At 70.2% G+C, this 15,910-nt stretch carries 3 protein-coding genes; all 3 read right to left on the bottom strand.

The window, feature by feature from the left end:
- Positions 1-185: 185 nt before the first annotated feature.
- Positions 186-1,118: a hypothetical protein gene (locus HR086_RS14060; RefSeq protein ID WP_254623511.1), complete on the bottom strand. Its 933-nt coding sequence runs from the start codon at positions 1,116-1,118 to the stop codon at positions 186-188.
- A gap of 246 nt (positions 1,119-1,364) precedes the next feature.
- On the bottom strand, positions 1,365-3,494 hold the full coding sequence (gltJ, locus tag HR086_RS14055; protein WP_174465883.1) for an adventurous gliding motility protein GltJ: 2,130 nt from the start codon (positions 3,492-3,494) through the stop codon (positions 1,365-1,367).
- Between the two features lie 136 nt (positions 3,495-3,630).
- Positions 3,631-15,906, bottom strand: a complete 12,276-nt coding sequence (locus HR086_RS14050) for a tetratricopeptide repeat protein (RefSeq protein ID WP_174465890.1) — start codon at positions 15,904-15,906, stop codon at positions 3,631-3,633.
- Positions 15,907-15,910 lie beyond the last annotated feature (4 nt).

Genomic DNA, 15,910 nt, shown 5'->3' with positions numbered 1-15,910 from the left:
CTCGTCCGTCAACTGGCGCCAAGCGCCGTCGCTCATTCAAACGAGGAGGAGAGCACCTTATTCATGCCCCGAGCCTCGGTTGAAACGCACTTTCACTCGGCTGTGGGTGCGCCAAAACGCATGGAACCCCACCCCTGCATAGGGATGGGGCTCCGTGCTCGTCCCGACCGACTACAACCTGGGGACTATCGGCTGCTCAGCTGAGCGCAGATCTCATTGCCGTTCGTGAAGTAGAGGCCAATGGACAGCGTGGTCGAGTTCGCAGCCGGGCAGAGGCTGATGGTGAGCTCCGCGTTCTTGCCACCATTCGAGATGCTGTACTCAGACGGACGAACAGACTTGGTGCCATCGAGCTGAACGCCATCGACGCGCACGTAGAAGAAGCCAGAGAGAGCCGTCAGCTGCCCCGGGAAGAGAGTCGAGGAGTTCGCGGGCTGGTATGCGCGAACCCGAGCCTTCGCAGTCAGGCCCGTGGTACCAGGACCCGAGCCACAGAAGGAATCCTGTCCGAACGAGACCTGGGTGATGTCATAGATGATCGGGCCCGTGGACGAGATGGTCCAGACGGGCTGCTTGCCACCTCGCGCGGGGTCGAAGTTCTGGCAGGTAGGCGCCGGAACCTCGGTGCAGGTGCCGCTGCTGCAGAACTGGCCATACTGGCAGGTGCTCTGGCCGGTGCCCGTGCAGGTGCCGCCCGTGGTGTCGTCCTCTTCGCACTGGCCGGACGCCGTGTCGCACACGCGACCGGTGCCGCAGTCATCGTTCGAGTCGCACTTCGGCACGCAAACAGTGTCCAGGTCGGAGCAGACCAGGTCGGTCGACTCGGAGTCCGTGCCACCATTGCAGAGCACGTCCGTGGAGCACTGGCAGATCCGCGTGTTGGCCTGGGTGCTCGTACCACCCAGGGGCGCGCACGTCTTGGCGGTGTCCGGACAGTCGGAACCAGACTCACACGTCGTCACACAGACACCCGCGGACGGGTGGCAGATCTCCGTGCCCGCGCAGTCATCGTTCGAGGTGCAGCCCTGGCCGCCCGTGTCGTCGTCACCGCAACCGGCCATCAAACCGCTCATCGCGCCCAGCGCCGTGAGCACCAGCATCATCTTGCGAAGCTGCATGTTGAGAATCCCTCCGTGAGTCTGCTTGGAACGTCTCTCTGGGGGCCTCCGGCCACTGACTTCAGACCCCGACGTCCATGCGAGCGGCTCGGCTTTAGTCCCGCCCGTCCTGACGTGTCAACGAGTGTCGACACGCCCACTGACGCTCGGCCTTCGAGGAAATTCAGCCCTCACGAAAGCGAACACTCACATCGGACCCAGGCGTGACCCACGTGTCGCACTGGACCCGGAAACACCCTCGCCCACTCAGAAGGTGAACGGGAAGTCGATGGGCTCGCCCTGCTTCTTGTGACGAGGGAAAGCCCAGCTCTTGATGAGCCCCGAAATGCAGCTTGCCATGTACGTGGTGCGGTACTCATCCGTCTTGCACGTGACATTCGCAGTCTTGCCACTCGTCTGGATGGTCCACCGCATCACCAGCTTGCCGCTCAGCATCGGGTCCTTCTTCTTCTGCTCGTTCACGCACTTCACGATGGCGGGCTTGTTGTTCAGCACCACCTCCATGATGTCGGAACGCTGAAGGGTATCGCGCACACCACCGCCCCCAGGCTCGGGAGGGATGTAGGCGGTCGGCGGCCGGTTCTCGCTCGGCTTCGGCTCGCTCTTCGGCTTCTTCGTGCCGAACAGCTCGTCGAAGTCGTCACTGTCACCCTCGCTCGCCGCGGGCTTCTCCGCGCGCGCCGCCGGCCGCTCCTCTGGCTCTTCCCTGCGACCCGCGGCGGAGGAACCATTGTTCTTCCGGGGCGTCGTCCGTTCCACCTTCGCCACGGCGGAGTCGAGCGGCTTCGCCGTCTCCACGGGAGGCGTGGGCGACACCGGAGCCTGTGCGACCGCTGGAGGCGTCGCCACGGGCGGCGGAGTCGCAGCGGGCTGCGCAGGCGTCCCCGCGGCAACGGCCGGGTTCGCTTCAGGCGTTCCAGCCGCGACAGGCGGAGGCGTTGGCGTCGCAGCCGCCCCCGCGACCACCGGCGGCGGTTGTACAGGCGCGGCCACGGGCGGCGGATTCACGGGAGCCGCGACCGGCGGAGGAGTCGCCGCCGCGACAGGCGGTGAGGCCACCTGCGAGGTGGCCGGAGCCTCGACCTTGCTATCCCCCTTCATGGTGAACGCAAGCACGCCACCACCGAGCCCCAGCACCCCGACGGCGATGCCCACCATCAGGCCCATCCGATTCTTGCCACCCTGCGAAGTCCCGCCCTGCTGCGCATACGTGGGCGCATAGCCCGCGGGCGAATACTGCGCGGGACCGGGCTGCGCATACGGCGCGGGCTGCTGCCCATAGGGCATCTGCGAGGGCTGCCCGTAGGGCGCCATCGACTGTTGCGGGTGCGGGTAGGGCTGCTGCGCCTGAGGGGGCGCCATCTGCGCCGCCATGGCCGCGCTCGCGCCCATCAGCGACGGCGAAGACACCGGCTCGGGCGGAGGCATGGGAACGTCGAGCAACCTCGACTGGGACACGGGCTCCCGGCCCAACGGCGGGGCGGGCGTCGGCGGAGGCTTGGAGAACGCGTCGTTCTCCTCCTTCACCAGCGAGGCCAGCACGCTGGCCGCGGAGGGCTTCCAACCCGAGGGGGCCTCTGAAGAAGCGGACGGCGGCGGGGCACTGTCGCCCTTGGAGGCCTTGCCCGCGCTGAACGCCGACTGCACCGGCCCGGGCTGGACCGTGGGCGAAGAGCCCGACACCGGCTCCGGCGCGACGATGGTCGGCTTCGACGGACGCGGGGCCAGCACCGACGCCAGCTCCGCCGTTTCCGACAGGGGAATCCAATCGCTGAAACCGGAGCGCCAGCACAGGCTGTCCGGTCCCACCTCCCCGCGGTCCCACGCGTCCTTCACCTTCTCGACGGAGAGCGGTCCCACCTGCTTCTCGTCGATGGCCACGTACCAGTCGTGAGAAGAAGCCGGGGCCTTCGCCTCGTCCTTGTCGGGCTCGTCCTCGGCCTCGGCCAGCTTGCGCACGTTCTCCGCCGTGGCGTCGCGCGCCGCGGCCTCTCCGACGGATTCACCCGCCGGAATCTTGTGCGTGCCAGAGCTGAGGACCTGGTCGAACACCGCTCCAATCTCGTCCTCCTCCACGTCCGTGAAGAGCCCGCCCTCCGGCGGAGTCCCCAGCGTGGCGGGCAACGAGGACGAGGAGGACGACGACGACTCGGCCTCCTTGCTCGGGGTGCTCGGAGTGCTCGCGCCGTTCGAGGCGGAGGCAGGGGCGGAAGAAGTCGCGGGCTCCGACGGGGAATCCTTCCCCGCCGCGGCGCCCGCTGGGCGCACGGTGATGGTGTGGCCGCACTTCTTGCAACGAACCTTGACCCCCTTCGGGCCCACTTTGTCGTCGCTGATCATGTACTGCGCGCGGCAGCTGTCACAGACGAAACGCATCTCTTCCGCAAGCCTCGGAAATGACGGGAGAAATCCCGTCGGAATCGTAGAAGTGGCCACCGGAGGGGTCAAGGATCAGTGCCTTGACCGCCCGGTCGCTCATCAACGCGTGAACCCTTCCCAGGGTTCTACCCCGCTATCGACGAACCTGCACCTCCACGTGTGTGCCAACAGCCACACGGAGGTGATGTAGCTCTTCGGACGTGGCGAAGACGAGCAACTCCTTGAGCTTGTTGCGGGGCGCCACCCGGAACGAGGACCCCGTCTCCCCCTGGACCAACCTGCGCACCGGCTCCATCTCTCCGGCGACGAAGAGGCCCGCGCGCGCCGCGGTGAGCTCCGCGCCCTCCAGGAACTGGCGCACGGACTGCGGTGTCGCGGTGGGCAGCCAGGCCCGAGCCGCCTTGGCGAGCGCCGCGCGGTCCACGTCCGTGAGGACCTTTTCCAGGGCCCGTCGCTCCATCTCCACGCCGTGGAGGGACTCGGCGACACGCACATTGCCCACCACCATGTTGAGGGCGGCCTGGAGGATGGCCTCCAAGCGCTCCGCGGGCACGTACTGCGCGAAGGCCAGCTCCGGACGCGCCAACGCCAGGGCGCGGCCGAGGAGGTAGTACACCTCTTTCTGGCCCTGCTCCGCGAAGTACTTGCCACCCACGCGGACACAGGGCGGGTGCGTCTGCAGGAGTTCCACGTTGACCAGCGGCTCCGGAGCAGGCTCGTTGGAGCGCTTGGCCATGCGCTCGCGCGTCGCCACGAGGAAGGGCGAGTACAGCTCCACGCCCTCCATGCCCAACAGGCGCGCCACGTACCGGTAGTGGTGCACGTGGTACTCCTGCGCGCTGGCCACGTCGATGCGGTGCTTCTTCGGCACGAGCTGGTACTGCGTGAAGGGCACCGCGTACAGGTGCCCCGCCTTGGCGAAGAGCAGGCCGAGCAGCTCCGCGAGCGGTCCACGCGACTTCGGGTGGAACAGGTGCGTGTGCCACAGCTGGTCGTCCACCGGACGCTGCGCCACTTCCTTCTTCTTCGCGTACGGCCCCAGCTTGGAGAGGATCTCCTTCTCGTCCTCCCCTGCTTCACCCAGGAGGCCCGACGCGGCCTGCGCCGCGAGCCAGGCCACGTCGTAGTCCTTGCGCAGCGCCGCCAGCCGGACGAGCTGTCCGCATATCTTGCGAGGGTCCGTCGTGTGAGGCAGCGCCCGACGAAGCGCTGCGATGGCCTCTTCTTCCTTGCCGGGCATGTTGCCCGCGAGCTCCGCGAAGGCCTCCTGCACCGCCGCGTCGTCCGGGAGCCCCTTGGCGGCCACGCCATAGGCCGCCACCGCGCCCTCCGGATGCTTGAGCACCTGGTGGTACAGGTCGCCCAGCGCGCGCCACAGCGCCATGCGCGCCACGTGCGTCTCCGGCGTCTTCGGCAGCCGGCCGAGCATCTTCGTGTAGTTCTCTTCCAGCGGCTTCCACTGGCGGGCACCGCCGAGCATCGCCTCCAGGGAGCTGAACGCCTCGACGAAGCGCGGGTCCAGGTCCAGGGCCGCGTTGAACGCCTGGGTCGCACCCTCCACGTCCTTCAAGTCATCGCGGCGCAATTCGCCCAACGCGAACCACACGCGCTTGGCCTTGTGGGGCTCCGACGCGAGCGCGGGCAGCGCCAGCATCCGCGCCAGCACATCCGCGGCCTTCTGGCCCTGACGCGTCTCGCGCAGGAGCACATAGAGCTGGTCCATCACCTCCAGCGCATCCGGCTGGACCTTGAGCGCGCCCGTGAAGGCATCGATGGCCATGTACGGGTCATGCAGCTCGTCGCGGGAGATGCGGCCCAGGTCCAGGTACACCTTCGCCTTGGCCTCATCCTCCAGCACGCCAACGAGCTGCTGGCGCAGGTCGGCGGACTTCTCGTACTGGCCCGCCTTGTCCATCAGCACGACGAGCGCGCGCAGCGTGGGCTCGTGGCCCGGGTCGATGGCGAGCGCCTTCTCGAAGTGGTTCTGCGCGCGGTCCGCCTGGCCAAGCGCGGCGTGGATGTCACCGAGCTGCCAGTAGACCTCCACCACCTCCAGGTCCGTGAGTTCCTCACGGTGGTGGATGAGGATGGTCTGGAACACCTTGAGCGCGCCCTCGTAGCGGCGCGTCTGCACCAGCAGGTTGCCGTAGCCCTCCAGTGCGGGGAGGTACGTCGCGTCGCGCTCGTACGCCGTCTCGTAGCAGCTCAGGGCCTTGTCGCGCCGCCCCAGCTTCTCCGCCACGTAGCCCAGTCGGTAGAGCTGCCGGCACAGGTCCGCCGCCGTGGCCGCGTCCTTCTCCACCATGGCCTTTTCCGACAGCTTGCGCGTGACGATGTCGAGCATCCGCTCGGCCATGGCCCACTCCTCATGGGCGATGTAGACGTCCGCCAGCGGCCTCGCGGCCTCGATGCTGTCCGGGATGTGCTTGAGCGCCTCTTCCCAGTAGCCCGTGGCCGTCTCGCGGTCCTCGCGCGTCTCCGCGTGGTAGCGAGCCACATCGAGGAGCGCCCGACCCTTGGCGGCCGGATCCTCCGTCTGCTCCGCCTCCTGACGCAGCGTCTGCTCGTAGCCGCTCCAGTCCTTCTCCTGCTCCTGGATGCCCTTGAGGGCGCGGATGCTGGGCAGATGGCCCGCGTCGATGGCGATGGCCTGCTGATAGGCACTCCGGGCGCTGCCCGAGTCCATCAGCATGTCCTCGTTGATCTTCCCCAAACGGTAGAACAGCTCCACCGCGTCCTTCGTCTGGCCCGCGAGCTCCGCTTCCTTCTGGAGCATCTCCAGCGCGAAGGGCCAGTTGCCGCTGCGCTCGTACAGGTTGCCGAGCGCGTGCAACGCGGGACGACTCTCGGGGTCCGCCGCGAGCGCCGAGTGGTAGCTGTTGACGGCCCGGTCCACCACCTTGAGCTGCTGGTACTGGACGTTGCCGATGTCCACGTACAGCTCCGCCTGTTCCTGCGGGCTGACGGCCAGGGAGAGCTGCCGCTCGTAGGCGGTGATGAGGTCTTCCCAGCGAGCCTGGGCCCGTCGCAGGCGGATGAGCACCTTGATGGCCTGGACGTTCTGCGGGTCGATGGAGAGCACGCCCTCCACGCACACGTCCGCATTGGCCGGGTTCTGGTACTTGTCCTCCCAGATGCTGGCGCTGCGGAAGAGGACGCGGACCTTCTCGCGCCAGTCCTCGCTCAGCTCCAGCATGCGCTCGTAGATGGCGAGCAGGTCCGCGGGCTGGTCCAGCTTGGTGTGCAGCCGCTCCAGTGACTCCAGCGCCTCGCGGTTGACCGGGTCCAGCTCCAGCGCCTGCCGGTAGGCGGCGACGGCGGAGTCGTCATCGGAGAGGTCTCGCTCGAAGACACCCGCGACCTCCACCTGGATGCGCGCGCGCTCCTCGGCGGTGTCCGCCAAATCACGCGCACGCAAGAGCGTCATGGCCACATCGCGCCACGAGCGCTGCCTCCGGTACAGCGCGGTGAGCACCCCGAGCGTCTCCGCGTCCGGCTCCAGCTCCAGGGCCCGCAGGAGCGCGCTGGCGGCCTCGGTCGGGTCCTCCAGCTTCTCGTCCCAGACGCGAGCAATCTCTCGCAGGATGCCCTTGCGCTGCTCGATGGAGCCAGCGGCCTCGAGCTTCTGCTCCAGCGCCACCACGTACTCGCGCTCGTGGCCCCGTCGATGGAAGACGGCGGCCAGTCCGTCCAGCGCGGTGGCGTTGGTCGGGTCGAACTCGAGAATCTTCCGGAACGCGCCCTCCGCCGCCTGCGGATCATCCAGCCGCGTGTCGTGGACACGCGCGAGCGTGGCGTACAGCCGCTCCGCCAACGGACCGCGAGGAAGCTCGTCCGCCACTTCCTCGTAGACGGCGGCCAGCTCCTCGTGACTGCCCGTCTCGTCCGCCAGGCGCTCCACTTCCTCGCGCAACGTGTCGTCGGAGGCATCGAGCTGCAGCGCGCGACACAGCGCCAGGAAGGCCACGTCCTTCTGCCCCAGCCGCTCTTCCTGCACCCGCGCCAGCTCGCGCAGCGCCGCCATCTTCTCTTCGGCCGTGACGAAGTGGGGCATGTAACGGTCGACCGCCGTCGCATACGCGCGCCAGTCGTTGTACGTGCGGTACAGCTCGCACACCCGCTCGTAGGCCGTGCGGTTCGACGGGTCCAGCTCCAGCACCTTCTCCAGGGCGCTTGAGGACTGCTCGGGCTTGCCGCCCTGCCCGGACCACAGGTCCGCCACCTCGAAGTACGTGGCGACCGCGGCCTCACGCTCTTCGGTGCCCAGGTGCACCTGCACCTTCAGCTCCAGCGCGCGCACCGCGTCGTTCCATGCGCGCAGGGTGACGAAGAGCGCGTGGACCCGGACGAGTTCCTGCACCTGGTGAGGCTCCACCTCCAGCGCGCGGCGGGCGGCGTCCAGCGCCTCCTCGCGGCGGCCCATGCCGGCCAGCACTTCCGCCAGGCGCAGGCGCAGCGCCTTCACACCCTCGCTGTTCTCCTGCAGGGGGATGAGCCGGCGCAGCACGCCGACGAGTTCCTCGCGCTGCTCCGTCTCGTCGTACAGCTCCCGCAGCGTGTCCAGCACCGCGCGGTTGCGCGCGTCACGGTCCAGCGCCGCCTTGAAGTACGGCACGGCCGCTTCGGGCTTCTTGAGCAGCCGATACACCACACGACCCAGCCGCTCGTTGAGGCGCACCACCTCGCGAGGGTCCAGCGTCATCGCCAGACGCCCCTCGAGCAGCTCGCGCAGGTCCTGCGGCCGGTCCGCGCGCTCGTAGAGCGACTCCAGCGCGGTGAAGGCCTGGTCGTTGCGCGCGTTCTTCGCCAGCAGCTCGCGGTACAGCTCGATGGAGCCGCCCAGGTCCGAGAGCCCCTCGGCGGACACCTGCGCCATCTTCGAGACGACGCGGTCCCTCTCCGCGCCCACGACCTTGTCGGCCTGCAGCTTGAGGATGGCGTAGAGCTTCTCCGACGCCGATGCGGCCTCGTAGATGCCCTCCAACAGGCGCGCGGAGGCCATGTGCCCCGGCTCCACCTTGAGGATGGCTTCGTAGGCCCCCGCCGCACGGTCCGGACTGTCCAGCCGCTCCTGGTAGAGCTGACCCAGGCGGAAGAGGTAGCCCACGCGCTCCACCTGCTCGGTGGCCCCGGAGACCAGCGCCTCCAGGATGCCCGCCAGCTCCGGCCACGCCTGCAGCTCCAGGTACAGGCGGTCCAGCGCGACCAGCGCCCGCCCCTGAACCGCCGCATGCAGCGTGCGCGCCCGCTCGTAATAGGAAACGGCGCGGTCCGAGTCGCGCAGCTTCGTCTCCAGCAACTGGCCCAGCTTCAGGCAGACCTGCGCCGCGTCGGCGGCTTCGGCCACGCGAGGCAGCGCTTCCTCGTATGCGGCGACCAGCTCGTCGTAGCTGTCCGAGCCGTCCGTCGCATTCTCCAAGCGCCGGCGAACCTCACCGTCGTTCGGGTCCTCCTTGAAGGCGCGGAAGAGGGCCAGGAACGTCAGCTCCACCTCGCCCTGCGACTCGCGCAGCGTGGCCAGCTCGCCCAGCAGCGCCTTGCGCTCGAACGCGTCCGTGGACACACCCACGCGCGCTTCGATGACCTGCGCCAGTCGAGGCACGTCTCCGCTCGCGCGGAACGCCCGCAGCAGCGTCTCCACCGCCAGCAGGTTCTGCGGCTCGCGAGACACCAGGCTTTCCATCCGGCCGACCGCGCCAGGATGGTTGGGCTGCACCGCCAGCACCTCGCCGTACAACGCCAGCGCGCCCGTCCGGTCCAACAGCCGCGTCTCGCGCACCATGGCCAGCCGGAACTTCAGCTCCAGCCCCGTCTCGAGAGGCATCAGCGCGATGCGACGCGCCAGCACGTCCGCCAGCTCCGGCCAGCGCTCCTGCTTCTGGCAGAGGGCCTCCATCCGCTCCAGCGCGGCCATGTCATCCGGCTTGAGTTCCAGCAGGCGCCGGAACGTCGCCAGCGCACCGAGCGCGTCGTGGAGCTGCTCCTCCTGCAGATGACCAATCTGGAAGAGCACCGCCGCGCGGCGCGCCGGCTCCTCGGCCACGGCGAGCTGACGGCGCAGCACCTCCAACAGCTCCGTGGGCTTGCCCTGCGAAGCCACCAGGCGGACCGTGCCATCCAGCGCCTCGGTGTCGGTGGGACGCAGCTCCAGCACGCGCTTCCAGGACGTCAGCGCCTCGGAAGGCTCGCCCAGGTCCGTCTGCAGTCGAGCCAGCGAGCGGTACAGCTCGGCCCGCGCGGCGTCTCCCGCCTTGGGCGCCACTTCCATGATGACCGAGCCCAGCTCCTCGGGAGCCTCGGCCCGGTCCACCAGCGACGCGCACAGCTCCAGCGAGCGCAGGTCATCCGGCAGCTCGCGCAGCGCACGCGTCGCCGCCAGGAAGCCCATCTCCGCGTTCTCCAGCGGGCCGGCATACATCTCCGCGATGCGACGCAAGAGCGCGGCCCGCTCCTGCGGCACCGCCTCCGCCGACACGCGGGACTCCAGCATCTCCACCTGCTTCAGATGGTTGCCCACCGCGACGAAGACGGGCTCCAGCGCGCTGGCGGCCGCGCCACGCAGCGGACTCTCCGAGCGGGCCATCTCCTCCAGCGCACCGACGGCGCCCGCATGTCCCGCCCTGCGCGCCAGCACCGACTGGTATAGCTCCAGGGCACCGCGCGGGTCATCCAGACGCGAGAACTTCAGGCGCCCCAGGCGAACGCGCAGGTCCGACGCTTCTTCCTGCGCGCCACGCGCGTCCGCGAGCTGGATTTCCCGCTCGATGTGCTGCGCCAGCTCCGGCCAGCGCTCCATCTCCGCCAGCACGCGGCCCAGCAGCTTGAGCGCGTTCGTGTTCTCCGGCCGAAGGACGAGCACCTCGCGGTACGCCTGCGCCGAAAGCGCCTTGTCCGCCAGCGTCTCCTCGGCGAGGTGCGCCAGCTCGAACAGGAGATTGATCTGCGATGCCTCGCTCGGCTCCGCCGCCACCTGACGCCGCATGACGAGCGCCAGCTCCCGGTGCGCGCCGGTGCGGCGATGCACGCGCGCGATGGACTCCAGCACCCCCTTGTTCTTCGGGTCCCTCCGGCTCACTTCCTCCAGCGCCCGGACCGCCAGGTCGTAACGCTTGAGCCGGTTGTCGTAGAGCGTCGCCAGACGCCGCCACAGGTCACCCGCGAGCGGCTCCTGCGTGTCGCGCTCAAGCTGGTCCTCGTAGGCGCCAGCGACTTCCTCGAACGAACCAGAGTCGGCCGCCAGCCTCTCCAGCTCGTCGCGCACCGAGGTCTCCTGCGGGAACTCATTGAAGGCCCGCAGCCGCGCGACGAACGCGAGCGAGGTCTGCCCCAGCGCCTCGCGCAGGGTGGCGATCTCCTGGATGTGCTCCAGCCGCCGCTCCGGCGCGATGCCGTGCAACAACACCTCCAGGACCTCCACCAGCTTTCGCGTGTCGTTCAGGCCGCGATAGACGGGCTCCAACAGGCGCGCCGCCTCCACGCGGGGCCCGTCGTGCGCCATCAAGCGCTCCAGGCCCGCCACCACCTGCCCGTCCCCAGGCGCCAGTTCCAGCAACCGGCGATACACCGGCAACGCCTCCGTGGGGCCCACTTCCTTCTCGAGCAATTGCGCCCGCTTCAGCAGCCAGCCCCGTCGCGCGGCGTCGTCCGCGGCGCCATCCGCGAGCTGATCCAGCACGTCCGCCTGCTCCACGAACCGCCGTGCCTTCGCGTACAGCTTCTCCAGCGCGAGCAGTCCCTCGGACACCCGCCTCAGCGAGAGCGCGGAGCGATAGGTCTCGACGGCCTTCGCGTCCTCACCCGCGTTGGCATAGGCCTCGCCCGCCTTGAGCAGCAGACCGACGCGCTCCTCCACGTCCTGGGAGAGCTGGGCTTGACGGGTGTAGACCTCGGAGAGGCTCTTCGCGTTCTGCCCCTTCTCATACAGCCGGGACAGGGCCTCCAACGCCTGGCGGTCCTGCGGCGCGTCCGCGAGCAGGTTCTTCCAGAGGCGCGCGGCCTCCTCGGGCTGGTCCAACGACTCGCGCAGCTCCGCGGCACGACGCAGCAGCTCCAAGGCCGCCGGGTCTCCCTCCGTGAGCTCCACCGCCGCGGACTCGTAGATCTCCGCGAGCACTTCGTGCGAGCCCGTCTCGCGCCCCAGGCGCTCCAGGTCGGGACGCACGCCGTCCCGGTCCAGCCCCTGCGCGAAGGACTTCACCGCCGACATGAAGGCCAGCGACGGCTGCCGCATGTCGCGCTCGTAGATGCGGCGCACTTCACCGGACAGGAGAATCTTCTCCACCGTGAGCGCCGACTCCATTCGAGCCTCGCGCAGCGCCACGCGGCGGGCATGGTCCCCCACCTGCGCGAGCACTGGGTCCAACACCTCCAGCGCGGCGCCACTGGCGGGCACCGCCGCCTTCACCCACGTCTCGAGCGCGGCGCGCGAGCCCGGGTGACCAGAGTCCTCGGCGAGGATGCGCTTGTAGAGTCCCAGCGCCGCGTTCGGGTCATCCAGCACCGTGCGCTGCAGCTCCGCCAGGCGGAAGGAGACCTCTCGCCCCTGCGGGCTCTGTCCTTCCTGGTTGCGGCGCAGCGCCAGCGCCCACGCCAGGTCCTGGTGACGCTCCAGCTCCGTATAGAGCCGGTCCAGCGTCGCGGCGGCCTCACGGCTCGCCGAGTCGCGCTCCGCGATGGCGCGCCACGCCTCCGACGCGCTCTCCAGGTCCGACAGACGCGTCTCGTGGAGCAGCGCGGCCTCACGCAGGAACGCGAGCTGCTCGGCGGGCTCCGGCGACGCGGCGGCCAGCTTCTCGAGCACCTCGGCCAGCGCGGCCCACTCCTCGCCCGCGCGGTGCAGCCGCTGCAAGGCGCGCAGGCTGTCCAGGTTGCCCGGCTCCAGGGCCAGCAACGCACGCAGGGCCTTCACCGCCCCCGCCTTGTCGTCGAGCTTCTTCTCCTGCACCTCCGCCAGCTCGCGCAGCAGCGCTCCGCGCGCGGGGCCCACGTCGCCCTCCTCCGCCAGCTCCGCGATGATCTCCGCGTAGCTGTCCACCGAGTCCGCGTCCTCCGCCGCCTGACGCGCCGTGGAGCGCAACCCGGCGTCGCCCGGCGCCAGCCGCAGGGCCCGTGCCAGCGCCGCGAACGCCAGCTCCGGCTGCCGCAGATGCGCCAGATGCACCTGCGCGGCCTGCCGCAGCACCTGCACGCGCGCCGCGTCGTCCTTCGCCACTTCCGCCAGCACGTCCAGCGTGGCCACCAGCTTGCGGTGGTCCTTGGTCCGCTCGAGCGCGGGCACCAATACGCGCGCCGCCGCCTCCCGCGCGGGCCCCGAGGCCAACATCGCCTCCAGCGCCGCGAGCGCGTCCGGGTCCGAGGGACGTTGGAGCAGGATGTCCGCGTAGCTCTGCACCGCTTCGGCGCTGCCGTCCTGCGTGCCCTGCAGCAGCTGCGCGCGCCGCAGCTTCAGCCGCGACGCCTTGTCCGTCTCACCGGACGACTCCGCCAGGCCAATCATCCGGGCCAGCGTGTCGCCCAGCTCGCGCGTACGGCCCGCCTTCTCGTACAGCTCCGCCAGGCGCGGCAGGTGCCGGCCTTCCTCGGCGCCATGCGAGAGCGAGGACTGGAGCGCCTCGGCGGCCTGCGCCGGACGGCCCAGCTCCACGTTCAGGTCCACGAGCTGGAGCAGCAACTCCAATCGCTCCGGCCCACGCGCGCCGTGGATGCGCTTGCGCAGCAGCTCCTCGGCATCCGCGGAGCGCCCCGCGCGCCCGTACAACCGCACGAGCCGCTGGAGCACCGGGCCCGACTCCGGCGCCCGCTCCACCGCCGCCTCGAGCGCGGAGATGGCATCCGCCACCAGCCCGCCCTCCTCCGTGAGCCCCGCCGCTTCGGTGAGCAGCGACAGCGCCACCGTGGGGTCTTCCGACTCCGTCGCCAGCGTGCGCAGCACGCGCCCCAGCTCCGCGTGCGCGGACAAGTCCCGCGCCAGACGCAGGGCCTCGGCGCGCGTGGGCTCATCCCTCGGGTCCTCGCGCAGCACGCGCACCCGGGTGTCGAAGGCCGCGCGGCTGTCCGCCAGCTGCTTCTCGTGGATGCTCGCCAGCAGCGAGAAGAGGCGCTTGCGCGCCGTCGGTTCCGTGGTGGCCTCGAGCTGCTGCTGGAGCGCCGCCACCTGTCGCTGGTGGTCACCGGCGCGCCCATAGTGCGCCGCCAGGGCCTCGGTGACTTCCTGCGTCCGCACCCCCGCCGCGGCCAGTCGCTCCAGGCCCCCCACCACCACGCCGGTGGACACGTTCTCCGACAACAGCCCCAGGAACAGGTCCGCCGCGTCCTCCTGGCGCCCCAGTCGCTCCGCGTACAGCTTCGCCTGACGCGCCGTCCACTCGTTGCGCTCGAGCTGCGTCTCCGCGAGCGAGGCCAGCCGCCCCGCGAGCGCCGCCGCTTCGTCGAAGCGCGACAGCGCCACGCACAACGCCTGCAGCCGCTGCACGGCGCTCACCTCGTCGGGCGCCAGCTGCGTCCACTCGCGCACCAGCGGCTCCAGCTCCTCGGGCGCGGCGCCAGCGGCCTCACGCCGCGTCACCTCCGCCTCCAGCCGGGCCTTCGGGTCGTCAGCGAGCGCCGCGACCGCCTGCAGTGACTTCACCGCTTCCGCGGCGACCTCGTCACCGGGCAGCCGCGCCAGCACCTCGCGCCACGCGGCCTCCGCGCGCACCGGGTCCGCCAGCGGGCCCTGGAGCAACTGCGCCAGGTGTCGCCACAGCGTCGCGGCCACTTCCACCACCGGGGCCGCCTGCGCCGCGCGCTGGAGCGCCAGGGCCAGCGCGGGCCTCGCGTTGGCCTTCTCCGCGTGCTCCACCACCGAGCCGAGCAGCAGCGGACGCGCGGGGTCCAACTCCAGCGCGCGCGACAGCACCTCGAAGGCGCCTCGCGCGTCTTCCTTCTCCTCGAACATCAGGGCGAGCGCCTCGCAGAAGGCCACCCGCTCCGACCGGGGACGCGGCGCCAGGAGCGCCAGGTCCAACAGCGGAACCACGGCCTCCAGCTCCTCGTCCTCCGCCAACAGCCGCGCCAGTTGGAAGGCCGCCAGCGCATGCGTGGGGTCCAGCTTGAGCGCCGCCTCCAGGTGCGTGCGCGCCGCGGCGCTGTCCTTCAGCTGCGTCAGGCACAGCTCCGCCAGGCGCAGCCGCATCGCGGCCTGGTTCGACTTGTCCTTCACCGTGGTCAGGTAGCGCTCCAGCACCACCACCGCGTCCGCCGCCCTGCCCCCCTCCAGCAACTGCTCCGCCGTGAGGCTCGCCGCGTCCGCGCGCGATGGGTCCGCCGCCACGGCCCGCTCGAAGGCGCCGAGCGCACCCGGCGCGTCGTTCAGCCGTCCCAGACGCAGCGTGCCCACGCGCAGCCACAGGTCGACCTGCGCGGCGCGGTCCTTCACCTCGCCCGCCATGGCTTCAATCTGAGCAATCGCCGCCGCGAAATCGCCGCCTGAGCGCGCGGCCATCTTCTCGATGAGCGACAGCCCCTCGGGCATGCCCGGCCACAGCAGGAAGCAGCGGTCCAACGCCTCCTTCACCTTGCCGGCGGCGGTCGGGTCGTACCAGGCGAACAGCTTCGCCACGAGCAACGACAGCCTTGCCGCGCTCTTCCTGTCGCGCTCCTCCAGCGACATGCTGCGCAGCATCCGCACACGGTCCCGCCACGTCTGCTCGAAGCGCTGCAGCGCCCGGGTGGCCTTCTCCACGCGCGCGTTCTGCGGCTCCAGCGTCCGGGCGACATCCAGCACCCCCTGCGCCAGCTCGTGCTCGGTGGGATCATCCACCAGTCGCTCCGCCAGCGCCGCGTACTCCTCGGCCATGCCCGCGTCGCCCAGCGCCTCGCGCTCTCGCTCCAGGGCCTCGAAGGCCGTCTGGAAGCGCTCCTCGGACAACAGCAACTGGCGCACGCGTCGGAAGATGGCCCGGTCGGACTTCGCGCGGGCCGCGCGCTGCAGGCACAGCACCGCCCTGTCGCGGCGGAAGAGCTTCTGCTCGTAGAGGTCCGCGGCCTTCAGGTAGTGGCCGGCGCTCTCCTCGCCCTGCGTGGAGCTGCCCAGTCGCTCCAGCACATCCGCGAGCGCCGCGGCGTCCTGCCGCGACTCGTGCAGCCGCTTGAGGCCTCGCAGCGCGGGCAGCGGATCCTTCGCCACCAGCATCGCGCGCTTGAGGAGTTCCTCGGCGCGAGGCGCGTTGCGCTGCCGGTCATGAGCCAGCTCCGCGGCGCGGCACAACAGGCGCACGGCCTCGTCGGCGGCGACGTCGCGAGCGCGGCCCTCGTACAGGCGGATCAGCTCTTCCACGCGGCCGGACTTCTCCAGGGAGGCCTCGGCTTCGACGAAGCTCCGGTCATCGGACACGCGCAGCGTGGGTCGAGGAGACGTGGGCTGTTGCATGGGG

This window comes from Myxococcus sp. CA039A, assembly GCF_013336645.1.
In the GTDB taxonomy this organism is placed as follows: domain Bacteria; phylum Myxococcota; class Myxococcia; order Myxococcales; family Myxococcaceae; genus Myxococcus; species Myxococcus llanfairpwllgwyngyllgogerychwyrndrobwllllantysiliogogogochensis.
Note: the sequence above shows the minus strand (reverse complement) of the source record. Positions and strands in the feature narration are given on the sequence as shown.